Annotated in this window: 16 protein-coding genes; 14 read left to right on the top strand and 2 right to left on the bottom strand. The window is 67.8% G+C overall.

The genetic code is table 11. The annotated features are described in order from the left end of the window. Positions 1–17 precede the first annotated feature (17 nt). From miaB to dapF, 4 genes are read left to right on the top strand one after another with little or no spacing between them, the layout of a single operon-like run. Positions 18–1,562, top strand: a complete 1,545-nt coding sequence (gene miaB, locus ACFQ50_RS14405) for a tRNA (N6-isopentenyl adenosine(37)-C2)-methylthiotransferase MiaB (RefSeq protein ID WP_377996225.1) — start codon at positions 18–20, stop codon at positions 1,560–1,562. A gap of 4 nt (positions 1,563–1,566) precedes the next feature. Then, a complete protein-coding gene (gene miaA, locus ACFQ50_RS14400) occupies positions 1,567–2,466 on the top strand; it encodes a tRNA (adenosine(37)-N6)-dimethylallyltransferase MiaA (RefSeq protein ID WP_377996224.1) in 900 nt (299 codons plus the stop codon). A gap of 27 nt (positions 2,467–2,493) precedes the next feature. After that, positions 2,494–2,913: an EamA family transporter gene (locus ACFQ50_RS14395; RefSeq protein ID WP_377996223.1), complete on the top strand. Its 420-nt coding sequence runs from the start codon at positions 2,494–2,496 to the stop codon at positions 2,911–2,913. Next, the gene (gene dapF / locus ACFQ50_RS14390; protein WP_377996222.1) at positions 2,910–3,866 is read left to right on the top strand and encodes a diaminopimelate epimerase; all 957 of its coding nucleotides are present in this window, start codon (positions 2,910–2,912) and stop codon (positions 3,864–3,866) included. The genes ACFQ50_RS14395 and dapF overlap by 4 nt, the downstream gene beginning before the upstream one ends. Here dapF and ACFQ50_RS14385 read toward each other — a convergent pair. Beyond that, entirely contained in the window at positions 3,847–4,461 is a 615-nt protein-coding gene (locus tag ACFQ50_RS14385; RefSeq protein WP_377996221.1) for a class I SAM-dependent methyltransferase, read from the bottom strand. The two genes, dapF and ACFQ50_RS14385, sit on opposite strands and share 20 nt — an antisense overlap. 401 nt (positions 4,462–4,862) lie before the next feature. Between ACFQ50_RS14385 and hflX the strand changes: the two genes are divergently transcribed. Both hflX and ACFQ50_RS14375 read left to right on the top strand, forming a co-directional pair. Further along, a complete protein-coding gene (gene hflX / locus ACFQ50_RS14380; RefSeq protein WP_377996220.1) occupies positions 4,863–6,440 on the top strand; it encodes a GTPase HflX in 1,578 nt (525 codons plus the stop codon). Next, positions 6,433–8,493: an ATP-dependent DNA helicase gene (locus tag ACFQ50_RS14375; protein WP_377996219.1), complete on the top strand. Its 2,061-nt coding sequence runs from the start codon at positions 6,433–6,435 to the stop codon at positions 8,491–8,493. Before hflX ends, ACFQ50_RS14375 begins: the two co-directional genes overlap by 8 nt. Before the next feature lie 59 nt (positions 8,494–8,552). Here ACFQ50_RS14375 and lexA read toward each other — a convergent pair whose 3' ends face one another. Further along, positions 8,553–9,299 (bottom strand): transcriptional repressor LexA, encoded by a 747-nt coding sequence (gene lexA, locus ACFQ50_RS14370; protein WP_377996218.1) that lies wholly within the window; start codon positions 9,297–9,299, stop codon positions 8,553–8,555. A gap of 308 nt (positions 9,300–9,607) precedes the next feature. On the opposite strand from lexA, the gene ACFQ50_RS14365 reads away from it, so the two are divergent. The 8 genes from ACFQ50_RS14365 (at position 9,608) to ACFQ50_RS14330 (ending at position 15,890) form a co-directional block, all read left to right on the top strand. Continuing rightward, positions 9,608–9,976, top strand: a complete 369-nt coding sequence (locus ACFQ50_RS14365) for a LysM peptidoglycan-binding domain-containing protein (protein ID WP_377996217.1) — start codon at positions 9,608–9,610, stop codon at positions 9,974–9,976. 106 nt (positions 9,977–10,082) lie between these two features. After that, the gene (locus ACFQ50_RS14360; protein ID WP_377996216.1) at positions 10,083–11,201 is read left to right on the top strand and encodes a histidinol-phosphate transaminase; all 1,119 of its coding nucleotides are present in this window, start codon (positions 10,083–10,085) and stop codon (positions 11,199–11,201) included. Between the two features lie 59 nt (positions 11,202–11,260). Further along, positions 11,261–11,887, top strand: a complete 627-nt coding sequence (gene hisB, locus ACFQ50_RS14355) for an imidazoleglycerol-phosphate dehydratase HisB (RefSeq protein ID WP_003798736.1) — start codon at positions 11,261–11,263, stop codon at positions 11,885–11,887. Then, complete coding sequence (gene hisH / locus ACFQ50_RS14350) at positions 11,884–12,621, top strand: imidazole glycerol phosphate synthase subunit HisH (protein WP_377996215.1); 738 nt, start codon at positions 11,884–11,886, stop codon at positions 12,619–12,621. Before hisB ends, hisH begins: the two co-directional genes overlap by 4 nt. After that, a complete protein-coding gene (locus ACFQ50_RS14345) occupies positions 12,621–12,779 on the top strand; it encodes a hypothetical protein (protein ID WP_307101115.1) in 159 nt (52 codons plus the stop codon). The genes hisH and ACFQ50_RS14345 overlap by 1 nt, the downstream gene beginning before the upstream one ends. Positions 12,780–12,871: 92 nt before the next feature. Beyond that, the gene (gene priA, locus ACFQ50_RS14340; RefSeq protein ID WP_087873510.1) at positions 12,872–13,618 is read left to right on the top strand and encodes a bifunctional 1-(5-phosphoribosyl)-5-((5-phosphoribosylamino)methylideneamino)imidazole-4-carboxamide isomerase/phosphoribosylanthranilate isomerase PriA; all 747 of its coding nucleotides are present in this window, start codon (positions 12,872–12,874) and stop codon (positions 13,616–13,618) included. 9 nt (positions 13,619–13,627) lie between these two features. Further along, positions 13,628–14,539, top strand: coding sequence for an SseB family protein (locus ACFQ50_RS14335; RefSeq protein ID WP_377996214.1), 912 nt, complete (start codon positions 13,628–13,630; stop codon positions 14,537–14,539). Between the two features lie 52 nt (positions 14,540–14,591). Then, positions 14,592–15,890: an MFS transporter gene (locus tag ACFQ50_RS14330; protein ID WP_377996213.1), complete on the top strand. Its 1,299-nt coding sequence runs from the start codon at positions 14,592–14,594 to the stop codon at positions 15,888–15,890. The last annotated feature ends 75 nt before the right edge of the window (positions 15,891–15,965 follow it).

The following is a 15,965-nucleotide window of genomic DNA, read 5'->3' as shown; positions in this document are numbered from 1 at the left end:
GCCGGTACCCTTAATGGGTGAGTCTGACCTACCCTTCCCCCGCAAACGGCACCGAAAACGAATCATCTGGTGACCGCGCTATGCACCGGACCTACCAGGTGCGCACTTTTGGCTGCCAGATGAACGTTCACGACTCCGAGCGCATGTCGGGGTTGCTGGAGGCCGCCGGCTACGTGCCGGCGGACGGTGCCCAGGCCGACGTCGTGGTCTTCAACACCTGCGCGGTGCGGGAAAACGCGGACAACAAGCTCTACGGCAACCTCGGCCAGCTGGCGCCGATCAAGGCAGCCAACCCGGGGATGCAGATCGCTGTGGGCGGCTGCCTCGCCCAGAAGGACCGCGAAACCATCCTGAAGAAGGCGCCCTGGGTCGATGCGGTCTTCGGCACGCACAACGTCGGCGCCCTGCCCGCCCTCCTGGACCGGGCGCGCCACAACAGCGAGGCGCAGCTCGAGATCCTCGAGTCGCTGGACGTCTTCCCGTCCACGCTGCCCACCAAGCGCGACTCGGTCTATTCGGGCTGGGTGTCCATTTCGGTCGGCTGCAACAACACCTGCACCTTCTGCATCGTCCCTGCCCTCCGCGGCAAGGAAAAGGACCGCCGGCCCGGGGAAATCCTCGCCGAGGTCCAGGCCCTGGTGGACGACGGCGCCATCGAAGTGACGCTCCTCGGCCAGAACGTGAACTCGTACGGGGTGGAGTTCGGCGACCGCCAGGCCTTCTCCAAGCTGCTGCGCGCCTGCGGTGAGATCCCGGGCCTCGAACGGGTGCGCTTCACCAGTCCGCACCCGGCTGCGTTCACCGATGACGTCATCGACGCCATGGCGGAGACGCCCAATGTCATGCCGCAGCTGCACATGCCGCTCCAGTCGGGGTCGGACAAGGTGCTGCGGGACATGAAGCGTTCCTACCGGTCGGCGAAGTTCCTTGGGATCCTGGACAAGGTCCGCGCCAAGATGCCGCATGCCGCGATCTCCACGGACATCATCGTCGGTTTCCCGGGGGAGACGGAGGAGGACTTCCAGGCGACCCTGGACGTCGTCGAAAAGTCACGCTTCGCCACGGCTTTCACATTCCAGTACTCCAAGCGGCCCGGCACGCCTGCCGCGGACCTGCCGGACCAACTGCCGAAGGCGGTGGTGCAGGAGCGCTTTGAGCGCCTGACCGCGCTCCAGGACCGCATCGCCGCGGAGGAGAACGCCAAGCAGCTGGGACGCCGCGTCGAGGTGATGGTCACCGCCCACTCCGGCCGCAAGTCCGAGGAAACCCATCGACTCTCGGGCCGTTCGCAGGACCAGCGCCTGGTCCACTTCACAGTCCCCGAAGGCGCTCCTGCCCCGCGTCCCGGAGACCTGGTGACCGTCACAATTACCGAAGCGGCCGCCTTCCACCTGGTCGCCGATCCGGCCACCGCGGCCGACTACTCCCTGCGCCGGTCCCGCGCCGGCGATGCCTGGGACAGGGCACAGGCTGACTCCTGCGGCGCGCCGGCACCCGGTGCTGCAGCGGGCAGGACCGGCGTGTCGCTTGGCATGCCCGCACTCCCGGTGCGGAGCCGCTGACCCGGTGGCGGGCCAGCCCCCCGTCATAGCGGTCGTCGGACCCACCGGATCAGGGAAGTCCGACCTCGCCGTCGAACTTGCCCTGGCCCTGGACGGCGAGGTGATCAATGCCGACGCCATGCAGTTCTACCGCGGCATGGACATCGGCACCGCCAAAGTCACGGAAGCCGAACAACGGGGCGTGCGGCACCACCTGCTGGACATCCTGGACGTGACGCAGGAGGCGTCGGTGTCAGACTTCCAGCAGCAGGCGCGGGACGCCATCGCCGACATCCACGGCCGGGGCAAACGCGCCGTCCTGGCGGGCGGGTCGGGCCTATACGTCCGCGCCGCACTGGACGTGCTGGATTTTCCGGGAACCGATCCGGAAATCCGCGCCCGGCTCGAACTGCAGAACGCCGAGGCAGGGACCGCGGTGCTGCTGGACCGGCTCCGGGCGGTGGATCCCGTCTCCGCCGGGCGCCTCGGCGACGCCCGCCGCATCATCCGGGCGCTGGAGGTGTTCGAGCTGACGGGACGCCCTTTCAGCTCCTTCATGCCAACCCGCGAGTACCACCAGCCGGCCATCCAGGTCGGGCTGGAAGTGGACCGTGCGCAGTTGCGGGACCGGCTCGCCGTCCGCGTGCACCGGATGGTGGAGCGGGGGCTGCTGGCGGAAGTCGAACGGCTGGACGCCCGGGGCCTGCGCCGCGGCAAGACCGCACCGCGTGCCCTGGGCTACGCCCAGTTCCTCAAAGTGCTCGACGGCGAAGCGGACGTGGCGCAGGCAGCCGAAGAAACGATCGTGGCCACCAGGCAGTTCGCCCGCCGGCAGCTGACGTGGTTCCGGGCCGATCCCCGCATCAGCTGGCTGGACTGGCAGGACCCTGAGCTGGCTGCAAAAGCCGCCGACCTCTGCCGCTGAGCCCGCACCCAGCACGAAGAAAACCCTGTGACCCTCGCCGTTGCCACCACAGCAAAGCGCTCCTCGCGGCGGACCCTCACTGTTGCGATCTCCTCGCTGCTCGGGGCGACGCTGTTCTGGGCCGGCAACCACATTGTTGGAGCCGGCGCGGTGGAGAGCATCGACCCTCTCAGCCTGGTCCTGCTGCGCTGGTCGCTCGCCCTGGTTCCGCTGCTGGTCATCGCCCAGCTGGTGGAGCGCCCGCAATGGCGTCAGGTGCTGGCCGGCTGGCCATGGCTGATCGCACTGAGTGCGTTCGGGTTGCTGGGCCACCCTTACACTTTTGCGCAGCTATCGGGCGGTGTGATTGTCGTCGCCGGTATCGTCCTGACCAGCGCCGGCAGTCCGAGCGGAGGATCCCAGCCGTTTTTCTGGCGCCGCCGGCGGGCGGGTAACCTTGAACCATGAATGAAACCCTTGCCGAAACAGCCCGGCCCGCCGCCCCAGCCCCGGGCTCGACGCTGAGCGGACTGCGGTTCTCCAAGGGCCATGGAACGGGCAACGACTTTGTCCTCGTCGCTGACCCTGAGGGCGTGCACGCCATCTCCCCGGAGCAGGTCGCCCAGCTGTGCGACCGCCATCGCGGCATCGGCGGTGACGGCCTCATTCGCGCCGTCCCGTCCCGTCTCATTGACGAGGGCCGGCAGCTTCTCGCCGAAAACCCCGACGCCGAGTGGTTCATGGATTACCGAAACGGTGACGGTTCCCTGTCGGAGATGTGCGGCAACGGCGTGCGCGTGTTCGTCCACTTCCTCCTGGCCGAAGGCCTGGCTGCGCTGCCCGCCGGCGGCTCGCTGACCATCGGCACCCGTGGCGGCGTCAAGACCATTGTCCGCACGGGTGACGGCTACGCCGTCGACATGGGCCCCTGGGAGTTCATCTTCCCGGATGAGGCAGCGGCACGCGCCATGGATTCGCTGGTCAGCGCAGACGGACTCGAGGTGCCGCGGCCGGCGCTGTCCGTCAGCATGGGCAACCCCCACACGGTCGTCGCGCTTGCCGAGCTGTCCGAGCTCCGGGACACCCGGCTCTTCACTGCCCCGCACGTCGACCCGACTCCCGCGAACGGCACCAACGTCGAGTTTGTTGTCCCCGCGGAGCCGCTGGTGCATGACGGCGTGGGCACCGTGACCATGCGGGTCCACGAACGCGGTGTTGGTGAAACGCAGTCCTGCGGTACCGGAGCGTGCGCGGCGGCGGTGGCCATCCGCCACTGGGCCGGGCAGGGCGCCCCGGACGCCTGGCAGGTAAAGGTGCCGGGCGGCGTCGTGGGCGTGAAGTTCTTCACCGTTGCCGGCGGCCGCGAGCATGTTGAACTCAGCGGCCCGGCAACGATCGTTGCTACCGGGACGCTTTCCTGACCCGCAGGATCCTGAACGACTTGGACGTGCTTTCCCGCGTCACCGTGAAGGAATCATCCAGCACCTCCGCCAGCCAGCGCTGAAGCGAATCCGAGCCCAGGTTCTTCTGCACCACCAGCCACGCCGACCCGCCTGGCGCCAGCCTCGGCAGCCACATCTGCAGGAGGGAGTGCAGTTCATCCTTGCCGATCCGGATCGGGGGATTGGACCAGATGGTGTCGAAGCGGATTTCGGGGTCCACGCCCTCCGGCGTGCTGGCCACGACGTTGTTCAGTCCAAGCAGTTCGGCGTTCCCGTTCGTGAGCGCAATGCAGCGTTCGTTGACGTCCACCGCATAGACCCGGGCGTGCGGTGCCCGCAGCGCCATGGTCAGAGCGATGGGTCCCCAGCCGCAGCCGATATCGAGCAGGTTTCCCTGCGGCGCAGGTGCGGGAACCTCGGCCAGCAGGACGGCGGTCCCCTTGTCGATGCCGTCCGGGCTGAAGATGCCCGACGAGGTCTGCAGCTTCCGCGTTTCACCGGCCAGTTCCACTGTGAGGGGCTTGCGGGTGAACGGCCCCGCAGGTGAGGCGCTGAAATAGTGGGCAGACTCCATAACTGGCCAGATTAGTGGGCCGCCCGCCCGATGGGAAACCGGCCAGCTGCGAAATCCGGTGCTGCGGTTCTGCTATCCTTGAACGCATGTTCCTGATTTTTGAGTAGCCGGCTTTCTTTGCCCGCGGCCTTCGGCCGCCGGTACCGGCCCGGGGCTCCCTTCCGACGCGATGCAGGCTAACCGCCTTCCGCCGGAGCGCAGTTGCAAACACAGCGCAGCTGGATGCACGCAGGGCAGCCCAAAACAGCACTCGATCAGTCCACTTCCCGCCGGCCCAGCATGTCCGCTGCCGGCATGTCAGGAGCACCTCCATGACCCCTCGCAGTCAGCCCAGCGCGAATACCGCAGCCAAGGGCGGCAATCAGCACTATTCTGAAGATGCAGAACCTTCAAAGGAGACCATGACCAATCAGCATAATTCCGGATCCGAGCCAGCAGCCCAGGACATGAGTCCCGAGGAGATCCAGGCTGTCATCGACCGGATCCTCGCCAAGGATGTCCCGGCCAGGAACGCAGCGGCAGCCGACGGCAGCCGCGCCGACAGCAAGGGTGTCCTGGGCAAGGCGCAGGCCATCTCGCAGCTCGCCGAAGAGCACAGCACGTTCGACGGCGACCAGCAGGACCTCGAGGAACGCCGGGCACTGCGACGCACGGCCGGGCTGTCCACCGAACTCGAAGACGTCACCGAGGTTGAATACCGCCAGCTGCGCCTGGAACGCGTTGTTCTCGCCGGCCTCTGGAGCGAAGGCACGCTGGCTGACGCCGAGAACTCGCTGCGTGAACTCGCCGCGCTGGCCGAAACGGCGGGCTCGGAAGTCCTCGACGGCCTGGTCCAGCGGCGGGCCAAACCGGACCCCGGTACCTTCCTCGGGGCGGGCAAAGCGTTGGAGCTCAAGGACGTCGTCATGTCCACCGGCGCCGACACCGTCGTAGTGGACGCGGAGCTTGCCCCGTCCCAACGGCGCGGCCTTGAAGACATCGTCAAGGTGAAGGTCATCGACCGAACGGCCCTCATCCTGGACATCTTCGCCCAGCACGCCAAGAGCCGCGAGGGCAAGGCCCAGGTGGAGCTGGCACAGCTCGAATACCTCCTCCCGCGCCTCCGCGGCTGGGGTGAATCAATGTCCCGCCAGGCCGGTGGCCAGGTGGGCGGCGCAGGTGCCGGCATGGGCTCGCGTGGTCCCGGTGAAACCAAGATCGAACTGGACCGGCGGAGGATCCGCACCCGGATGGCCAAGCTGCGGCGCGAGATCGCCGCGATGAAGCCGGCCCGGGAGACCAAACGGGCCAACCGCCGTCGTAATGAAGTCCCGTCAGTGGCAATTGCCGGATACACCAACGCAGGCAAGTCCTCGCTGCTGAACCGACTTACCGACGCCGGCGTCCTCGTCGAGAACGCACTGTTCGCCACCCTGGACCCCACTGTCCGCAAGGCCGAGACCTCGGACGGGGTAGGCTACACGCTGGCCGATACCGTGGGCTTCGTCCGGTCCCTTCCCACCCAGCTGGTGGAGGCCTTCCGCTCCACCTTGGAGGAAGTGGCGGATGCAGACCTGATCCTGCACGTAGTGGACGTGTCCCACCCTGACCCGGAGGGCCAGATCGCCGCGGTGCGCTCGGTGTTCGCCGAAGTGGATGCCCGCAAGGTGCCTGAGATCATCGTCCTGAACAAGGCCGACGCCGCCGACCCGTTTGTGGTGGAGCGGCTCAAGCAGCGCGAACCGCGGCATGTGGTGGTTTCGGCACGCACCGGGGAGGGCATCGCCGAGCTGCTCACGGCCATCAGCGAGTCCATCCCGCGGCCCAACGTCAAGATGCAGCTCCTGGTCCCGTACCACCGCGGCGATCTCATCAGCAAGCTGCATGACTCCGACGCCGAGATCCTGAGCCTGGATCACGAGGAGGGCGGCACCCGCGCCGTGGTCATGGTCCGGGAAGGCCTCGCGGCTGAACTGGAATCCTTCAGCACCAATGACTGACGGGGCGCCCGCCGCTGGTGCCGCGGCCACGGCCGGTGAGCAGCATGTGCTTGACCTGCTCGACCGTGCCGTGGCGGGCATGGGCGGCCAAAGCCGCACCGGCCAGCACGAGATGGCCCGTCAGGTGGCGCGCGCCATAGAAACGGGCGACCACCTGCTGGTGCAGGCCGGCACGGGAACCGGCAAGTCGCTGGCCTACCTGGTCCCGCTCATCGCGCACTCGCTCGAGAGCAACAAGCCTGCGCTCGTTTCCACTGCCACCCTCGCACTGCAGACCCAGATCGTGGGACGGGACCTTCCCCGGCTGCTGGAAAGCCTCAAACCGGCACTCGACCGGCCTGTGAAGATTGCACTGGTCAAGGGCCGCGCCAACTACGTCTGCAGGCACAAGCTCGAGGGCGGCTTTCCCTCCGAGGAACCCTCCGAGGGACAGCTCTTCTCGCTGGGCGAGGACACCAGTGTCCCGCACTTCGCCGCGTCGGTGGGAGGCCCCTCGTCGCAGCTTGGCAAGGAGGTGGTCCGGCTCCGCGAATGGGCGGAACAGACCACCACGGGCGACCGTGACGAGCTGCTTCCCGGCGTCACGGACCGGGCCTGGCGGCAGGTGTCCGTCACGTCCATGGAATGCCTCGGCTCGCAGAAGTGTCCCCTCGCTGAAGAGTGCTTCAGTGAGCTTGCCCGCCATAACGCCACGGAAGCCGACGTCGTGGTGACCAACCACGCCATGCTGGCCGTCAGTGCCTTCGAAGGCCTGGCCGTGCTGCCGGAGTACGACGTCGTGGTGGTGGACGAGGCCCACGAACTCCAGGACCGGGTGACCGGCGCCGTTTCCGGGCAGCTGTCGGTGGCCATGGTCCACGCGGCTGCGTCCGGCGCCCGCAAGCACACTGGCATTACCGTTGACGCGCTCAACACTGCTGCGGCCAACCTCGAGGTGGCTCTCGCCGGCGTTCCCAGCGGCCTGCTTCCCAACGGCCTGAACGACGAGCAGCTGGACTGTGTGGACCAGCTTCGTGAGGCTTGCCGGGCCGCGCTGTCGGATTCCAAGGGGGACAGCAATACAACGGCCGACGGCGGACGGCAGCTAGCGCGTTCCCGCCTGCTGGTGATTTTGGAGCTTTGCGAACGGCTCGTCGCCGCGCGGGAAAACCGGGAGGTCGTCTGGTTCTCCCGGAACAGCACGTTTGATCCGCAGCAGGGATATTCGGCGCCCGACGAGACTGCCCCTGCGCTGGTCAACATCGCCCCGCTGAGCGTGGCGGGCCGGCTCCGGGAAGGACTGTTCGCCGGGCACACCGTGGTGCTGACGTCGGCCACACTGGCCATCGGCTCTGCCTTCGAGCCCGCGGCCGGCGGGCTGGGCCTGGTGGGCGACGGCGCACCGAGCTGGACCGGCGTCGACGTGGGGTCGCCCTTCGACTACCCCCGTCAGGGCATCCTGTACGTGGCAGGCCACCTGCCAAAGCCGGGTCGCGGCACTTCGCCGGAGGCGCTGGACGAACTCGAATCACTCATCCGTGCCTCCGGCGGGGGAGCGCTATGCCTGTTCTCCTCACGGCGGGCCGCCGAGGAAGCGGCCGACGCCCTCCGCACCCGGCTGGACGTCAGCATCCTTTGTCAGGGTGAATCCACCATGACTGCCCTGGTGAAGCAGTTTGCCGACGAGCCCGATACCTGCCTGTTCGGGACGATGTCGCTGTGGCAGGGGGTCGACGTGCCGGGAGGATCATGCCGCCTGGTGGTCATCGACAGGATTCCCTTCCCGCGCCCCGACGACCCGCTGATGACCGCACGGTCCCGGGCCGTTGCCCAGGCCGGCGGCAACGGCTTCATGTCCGTATCCGCCACGCACGCGGCGATCAGGCTTGCCCAGGGGGCGGGACGGCTCATCCGGTCCACGTCTGACAAGGGCGTGGTGGCGGTGCTGGATTCCCGGCTGTCCACGGAACGCTATGGCGGGTTCCTGCGGGCCGCACTGCCGCCGTTCTGGCCGACGACAGACCGGAAGACTGCCGTGGCGGCCCTCGAAAGGCTCGCCGGCGCGCAGGCATAAGGACGCCCCGGGCTGTTACAGCCCGGGGCAGAAGGTTTTGTGCCGACAAGCCCCAGCTGCTACAGCGAGCGGAGCACGGAAACCACCTTGCCCATGACCACGGCGTGGTCGCCGAGGATGGGTTCGTACTGCGTGTTCTGCGGAAGCAGCCAGGTGTGGCCGTCCCGCTGCCGGAAGGTCTTGACCGTGGCTTCGTCATCGAGCAGCGCCGCGACGATGTCACCATTAACCGCATCGCTTTGCCGCCGGACCACAACCCAGTCTCCGTCGCAGATGGCGGCGTCCACCATGGAGTCGCCGGCGACCTTGAGCATGAAGAGTTCACCGTGGCCCACCAGCTGGCGGGGCAGCGGCATCAGGTCCTCCACCATCTGGTCCGCCAGGATGGGGCCGCCGGCGGCAATCCGGCCGACCAGCGGGACCATGGCGGTGTCCATCGCGCTGGGCAGTTCGGACACGGAGCCGCCTGCCGTGCCCAACGCCGGGGCCTTGTCCGCGCCGCCGGATTTGGCCGTCCCTGCATCCAGGGTCAGCGGCATGAGGACCTCCATGGCGCGCGGCCGTTTGGGGTCCCGCCGCAGGTAGCCAAGCTTTTCCAGCTGGGAGAGCTGATGGGTCACGCTGGACAGGCTGGCAAGGCCAACGGTGTCGCCGATTTCCCGCATCGACGGCGGGTAGCCGTTCTCGTTGACCGAGCGCTGGATGGTTTCCAGGATCTTCTTCTGGCGGAGCGTAAGTCCCTTGGGGGTCCGCTGAGACCGCGGGCTGCGCTGGGGAGCCTTGCCGTCAGAGGCCTGTGCTGCCATGTTCGCCAACGCCTTTCCGTTCCTCCCGGCCGCGCTAGCTGGTGGCCGGGAACTTCCGGCCTGAAAAATGTCAGACCCTGCTGATCAACTGCAGATGTGGTTGTTCTGTGATTTCCAACGTAGGCCAGCCATAGGGCTTTTTCAAACATTTGTTCTAGCGAGTCTCGACTTAATTCGTTGATAGGTGCTAAAACTTAGGAAAAGCAAAGTTCGAACATGTGTTCTAGTGAGGGCGGTTTTTCAGCCCGATGTTCGAACTGTCTATTCGAACGCGAGGCAGTACAACTTGGTCCAGGAGGGCTCACGCCATGTCAGCTTCAACAGCAATAACCCAGTCCCGCGGAGTGTCCCGGCCCGGTAAGCCGCCGCGCCTTCGCCTCACCCGCCGCGGCCGGATTGTCCTCATCGGGCTGCCGCTTGTCATGCTCGCCGCCGTGCTCCTGTCGCTGACCGGGCTCCTTAACTCGCCGGCCAAAGCAGCGGACAGTGCCAGCGGCCTGTCTGTCACGCCGACGGTTTCGGTTACGGTGCAGCCCGGCGAATCACTCTGGGCCATCGCCGGAAAAGTCGATCCGGGCCGCGATCCCCGCGACGTCATTGCGGACATCGTCCAGCTCAACGACCTTCAGGCCGGGAAGGTCATGCCCGGGCAGCAGCTGTTTGTGCCCAACAAATAACTTGTGCCAACAAATAACGCCGGCAAATAGTGCCGGCGCGCGGTTCCGTGGGCTTCGGGACCGTCACAGTTTCCGGCCAGCCCTCCGGGTTACTTAAACTGTCTAGGTGACTGACCAGCTTGAGCGACTGAACCGACTGCCCCTGCGGACCAACCTGAGGGGGCTGTCCCCTTACGGCGCCCCGCAGCTTGACGTTCCGATCCTGCTCAACGTCAACGAGAACACTCATGGTGTGCCCGCCGACGTGCAGGCGGCCATTACCGCGGCCGTAAGCGAGGCCGCCACGGGACTCAACCGCTACCCCGACCGCGAATTCACCGAACTCCGGGAAGCGCTGGCGGAATACCTCGGCCACGGACTCAGTGCGGACAATCTCTGGGCAGCCAACGGCTCCAATGAGGTCCTCCAGCAGATCCTCCAGGCCTTCGGCGGCCCGGGTCGCTCGCTCCTGAGCTTCCCGCCGACGTACTCGATGTACCCGCTCCTCGCCAGCGGCACGGATACCGCCTACATTGCCGGCAAGCGCGCCGAGGATTACGGACTCAGCGCCGAGTCGGCCGCACGCCAGGTGCGCGAACTCCAGCCGAACATCGTCTTTCTGTGCTCGCCCAACAACCCCACCGGCACCGGCCTGGGCCTGGATGTGGTGGAAGCCGTCTACGAGGCGGGCGAGGCCAGCCAGGCGATCGTCGTCGTGGACGAGGCCTACCACGAGTTCGCGCACGACGGCACGCCCAGCGCCCTCACCCTGCTGCCCGGCCGGGAGCGGCTCATCGTCTCCCGGACCATGAGCAAGGCGTTCGCCCTGGCCGGCGCCCGCCTCGGTTACATGGCCGCGGCCCCGGAGGTGACCGACGCCCTCCGGCTGGTGCGCCTGCCCTACCACCTCTCGGCCGTCACGCAGGCAACCGCCCTCGCGGCGCTGCGGCACCGCGAGGCGCTCATGGCCGACGTCGAGGACATCAAGCGCCAGCGCGACCGGATTGTCGCAGAGTTGACGCGGATGGGGCTGCGGCCCGCGGCGTCCGACTCCAACTACGTCTTCTTCGGCGGGCTGGAGAAACCCCACGAGGTCTGGCAGGAACTGCTCGACGCGGGGGTGCTCGTCCGGGACGTCGGCATCGCCGGCCACCTGCGGGTCACCGCCGGCACTGAGACGGAAACCACAGCCTTCCTGGAAGCGCTCGAAAGCATCCTGGCCCGGCAAGCCGCACTTCCGGCCTAAACTTGACCATGGACCAGGTCAGGTCCGCCCCCATCCTTCGTCAAAGGACATCTATCACCATGAGCGACACCGGAATCAAGGCTGCCGAGGCACGGACTGCACGCATGGAGCGTGCCACCAGCGAATCTTCCGTGCTGGTGGAGATCAACCTCGACGGCACCGGAGTGTCGGACATCAGCACCTCGGTCCCGTTCTACGACCACATGCTGACGGCGCTGTGCAAGCACTCGCTCATCGACATGACGGTGAAGGCCACCGGCGACACCCACATTGACGTCCACCACACCGTCGAGGACGTTGCCATCACGTTCGGCGAGGTGCTGCGCACCGCGCTCGGCAACAAGGCAGGCATCCGCCGCTTCGGCGAGGCCACGGTCCCCCTGGACGAGGCCCTTGCACACGCCGTCGTTGACGTCTCCGGCCGGCCGTACCTGGTGCACGGTGGCGAGCCCGCCGGGCAGGAGTACCACCTGATCGGCGGCCACTTCACGGGATCGCTGACCCGGCACGTTTTCGAGGCCATCACGCTGCACGCCGGCATCTGCCTGCACATGAACGTCATCGCCGGCCGGGACCCGCACCACATCGTGGAAGCCCAGTTTAAGGCTTTCGCCCGGGCTCTCCGTGCTGCCGTCGAGCCGGACCCCCGCGTCGAAGGCATTCCGTCCACCAAGGGAGCACTGTGACCGGCAAAGTATTGCGCGAGGGCGCGATCATCGACCCCTCGGCCACGCTGAAGCCGGCCTCTCCGGAGGGCAAGCCCACCGTCACCGTCCTGGATTACGGCTCCGGCAATGTCCGTTCGGCCGTGCGTGCCCTGGAACGCGCCGGTGCCGAGGTCATCCTGAGCTCCAAGCCCGAGGATGTGCTGAACGCCGACGGGCTGGTCGTCCCCGGTGTCGGCGCCTTCGAAACCGTCATGCGGGAGCTCAAGGCCGTGGATGGCATCCGGATGATCGGCCGCCGCGTAGCCGGCGGACGTCCCGTCCTCGGCATCTGCGTCGGCCTGCAGGTGCTTTTCGAAGCCGGAGTGGAACACGGAACCGAAGCCGAAGGCATGGGAGAGTGGCCCGGCAAGGTGGAGCTCCTGCCGGCCGAAGTGGTGCCGCACATGGGGTGGAACACCGTCAAGGTCCCGGAAGGGTCCAGGCTTTTCGACGGCGTCGAGGGTGAGCGCTTCTACTTTGTGCACTCCTACGGCGTCCAGAACTGGGACTTCGACGTGATCCAGCCCCGGATGGCGCCGCCCCTGGTCACGTGGTCCGAGCACGGCGGCCCCTTCATCGCCGCTGTGGAGAACGGCCCCCTCTGCGCCACCCAGTTCCACCCGGAAAAGTCGGGCGACGCCGGTGCGCGGCTGCTCAGGAACTGGGTGGACGGGCTTCGCGGCCCGCGCTACCGGCAGCCGGCGGACGCGTAATGTGGTCAATCCTCCTGATGGGACTGGCTGGCCTCCTGGTGGGCGGTGGACTGTCCTTCAGGCAGCAGCACAAGCCGCTGTGGATCCAGATCGGCTTCTACGTGCTGGCCGCCATGTCGCTCCTGGCCGCCTACCTGCTGACCCTGCCCGGCAAATAACCAACTAACCCGCCCTCTGCGCCGCAGGTTACCCCGCGCAGGGGAACAGCGCCCACAGAACTACAGCGCCCTACAAGAACTGAGGACCTCCGATGACCAGCCAAAACGAGCTGCCGGTACTTGAACTGCTTCCCGCCGTCGACGTCGTGAACGGCCAGGCCGTCCGCCTGGTCCAGGGCGAGGCCGGCAGTGAAACCAGCTACGGAACGCCGCTGGAGGCAGCGCTGAACTGGCAGCAGCAGGGCGCGGAATGGGTCCACTTGGTGGATCTGGACGCCGCCTTCGGACGGGGCTCGAACGCGGACCTGCTGCGCGAAGTGGTGGGTCGGCTGGACATCAAGGTTGAGCTCTCCGGCGGGCTTCGTGACGACGAGTCGCTGGAGAAGGCGCTGGACCTGGGGGTCGCCCGGGTCAACCTCGGCACCGCCGCCCTGGAGAACCCGGAATGGACGGCACGGGCCATCGACCGCTTCGGTGACCGGATCGCCGTCGGCCTGGACGTCCGCGGGACCACCCTGGCCGGACGCGGGTGGACCAAGGAAGGCGGTGACCTGTGGGACGTGCTGGGCCGCCTCGAAGAGGCCGGCTGCGCCCGCTACGTGGTCACGGACGTGACCAAGGACGGCACCCTGCAGGGGCCGAACGTTGAACTGCTGCGCCAGATGGTCGAGAAGACCGGCAAGCCCGTCGTGGCATCCGGGGGCATTTCCAGCCTGGATGACCTGAAGGTCCTGCGTTCCCTGGTACCGCTCGGCGTCGAAGGCGCCATCGTCGGTAAGGCGCTGTACGCCGGCGCCTTCACCCTGCCCGAGGCCCTCGACGTCGCCGGACGCCGCTAGGACACCGCCGTGGCCGAGCACCACAGCAATCCCGCGGAGGGCGGCGCGCCGGGTACGGACGTGCCGCCGGCACGCCGGCTGCCCGGTCACATCGAGGCGGCCCTCGCCGGGGCGGGAGGCGCCGCCGATTCGGCCGGACAGCCCTGGGCCGGGCGCAGCCTCGCCGGTGACGACGCCAAGATCCATAATTTCGAGGACGACGACGGCACGGCCGACGCCGGCTATCTCACCGCACTCTCGGCCCTTGTTGCAGGCGACGGCGACGAAGCCGCGGTGGTGGCCTCGCTGGCCACTGCCCGCGTCTTTGTCCCGGTGGTGGCCCAGCTGGCGGAGGAAGCGGAGGGTGCGCACGGCGTGCACGCCGACAAGCAGGCGGACATGGCGCTGGTGACGCTCAAGGCGCCGGATGGCCGCGTCGCCATGCCGGTGTTCACGTCGGCAGCGGCCCTGGCGGCGTGGCACCCGGAGGCGCGGCCCGTGGCCGTGTACGCCGCGAGGGCGGCCCTGTCGGCCGTCTCCGAGGGGGCCGAGCTGCTGGTGGTGGACCCCGGGTCAGAGGTGACCTTTGTGGTCCGGCGGCCCGGCGTGTGGGCCCTCGCGCAGCAGCGGCAGTGGGTACCCGCCTACCTGGACGACGAACTTGCCGCGGTGCTTCGCGCCGGAGCCCACGGTACACCTGCGGTCCGCGGGCTCGACGTCCTGCCCGGCGGGGGAGTGGCCACTGCCACGGCCTCCGGCAGCCGCGTCGAAGGCGGCGGAGCCGGACCGGAGCTGCGGGTGGTGCTCTACCTCGAGGACGGCCTCGACGCCGCCGCGGTACAGACGCTCGTTGCCGGCCTCCAGGCTGAGTGGAGCCGGAATGTATTGTTTGGTGAGCGCGTTGATTCGATCGAAGTCAAGCTAAGGCGCGCCGCGCAGTAACCGAAGGAGATCCCTTTCCGACGCTGCCGGCGGCGGAACCGAGGACCTACCTGTGAATTTCACCCTGTACCGGGAGCTGCTGGCCGTCCGGCCCATCCGTCGTCTCCTGGCCGTCGGCATGATCGCCCGCATTCCCCATTCGGCGGCGGGCGTGCTGCTGACCCTGCACATCGTCCTGACCCTCGGCGAGGGGTACGCGGCGGCGGGAGCGGCAGCGGCCGTGATGACCATCGGCATCGCGCTCGGAGCACCGTGGCGCGGCCGCCGGGTGGATACCGTGGGCCTGCGGACTGCGCTGATTCCTTCGGTGGTTTCGGAAACCGTCATCTGGTCCATCGTGCCGCACGTCTCCTACCAGTGGCTGCTGCCGCTCGTGTTCGTCGGCGGCCTGCTGACGCTTCCAATTTTCAGCGTGGTGCGGCAATCCCTGGGAGTTCTGGCGGACGGCGACCAGCGCAGGACGGCGTTCGCGCTGGATGCGGTCAGCACCGAGCTGGTGTTCATGATCGGCCCGGCCGCCGGTGCCGTCGTTGCCACGAGCGGTCATTCCGTGCTGGGCCTGACTGCCGTCGGCGTCTCGACGTCGCTGGCCGGGCTCTTCCTCATGTGGTTCAACCCGCCCACCCGCAGCGCGGTCCGCTCCGAGTCCTGCGAGGCGGACGAGCAGGAGGCCGCGGAGGTAGCCGTGGTGGCCGCCGCCCCAGCACACCTGCAGGAGGCAGCGGCTGAACTCGGTCCGGCGGCTGCGGGCAGCAGGCGGCGGGCAGTTCTGAGGCGCAAGGTGGCCCACAGCTTCGCCTGGTTTACCGCTGGGGTAGCAGCGGTGTTCGCCGTGGCTGCCGGGGCCGGGATGGTGCTCAGCGGCACCGACGTGGGAATCGTGGCCGCGCTGGAAACCGGCGGCCACCAGGGCGAGATCGGCGTCGTGTTCCTCTTCTGGTGTGCCGCGTCGGTGATCGGCGGCCTCGTCTATGGGGCCATGCACCGGCCCGTTTCACCGATCCTCCTGCTGCTGGGCATGGCTGCCCTCACCATTCCCATGGGGTTTGCCACCGACACCCTGACCCTCAGCCTGCTGTCGCTGCTGCCGGGGCTCCTCTGCGCGCCGGTCCTTTCGGCAGCCTCCGAGAAGGTGGCCGAACTGGTGGACGAGGCCAGGCGGGGCGAGGCCATGGGCTGGTACGGGTCCGCGCTGACTGCCGGCGTGGCACTGGGAGCTCCGCTGGCCGGACTCTTCATCGACGGGATCGGGCCGGCTGGAGGCTTCGTGTCCGTCGGAGTGGCAGGCGTGCTGCTCTGCGTCGTGGGGCTCGTCCTGCAGCAGCGCCGGCGCCGCGCCGCCACGTCCTGACGGTCCGGGGTTCGGAGAGAAGAGGATTTGGGAGAAGGAATGCTTCCGGAGGAAGCGCCCGCAGGGTGAAAAAAC

Origin of the sequence: Arthrobacter sp. NPDC056493 (genome assembly GCF_042795115.1) — a bacterium.
In the GTDB taxonomy this organism is placed as follows: Bacteria; Actinomycetota; Actinomycetes; order Actinomycetales; family Micrococcaceae; genus Arthrobacter.
This window is presented reverse-complemented; position numbering and strand designations above follow the sequence as displayed.

Bases quoted from the DNA above. Each gene is read 5' to 3' on its own strand.
- dapF (WP_377996222.1), top strand. From the start codon at position 2,910: ATGAATGAAACCCTTGCCGAAACAGCCCGGCCCGCCGCCCCAGCCCCG.
- ACFQ50_RS14385 (WP_377996221.1), bottom strand. From the start codon at position 4,461: ATGGAGTCTGCCCACTATTTCAGCGCCTCACCTGCGGGGCCGTTCACC.
- hflX (WP_377996220.1), top strand. From the start codon at position 4,863: ATGACCAATCAGCATAATTCCGGATCCGAGCCAGCAGCCCAGGACATG.
- ACFQ50_RS14375 (WP_377996219.1), top strand. From the start codon at position 6,433: ATGACTGACGGGGCGCCCGCCGCTGGTGCCGCGGCCACGGCCGGTGAG.
- lexA (WP_377996218.1), bottom strand. From the start codon at position 9,299: ATGGCAGCACAGGCCTCTGACGGCAAGGCTCCCCAGCGCAGCCCGCGG.
- ACFQ50_RS14365 (WP_377996217.1), top strand. From the start codon at position 9,608: ATGTCAGCTTCAACAGCAATAACCCAGTCCCGCGGAGTGTCCCGGCCC.
- hisB (WP_003798736.1), top strand. From the start codon at position 11,261: ATGAGCGACACCGGAATCAAGGCTGCCGAGGCACGGACTGCACGCATG.
- ACFQ50_RS14345 (WP_307101115.1), top strand. From the start codon at position 12,621: ATGTGGTCAATCCTCCTGATGGGACTGGCTGGCCTCCTGGTGGGCGGT.
- priA (WP_087873510.1), top strand. From the start codon at position 12,872: ATGACCAGCCAAAACGAGCTGCCGGTACTTGAACTGCTTCCCGCCGTC.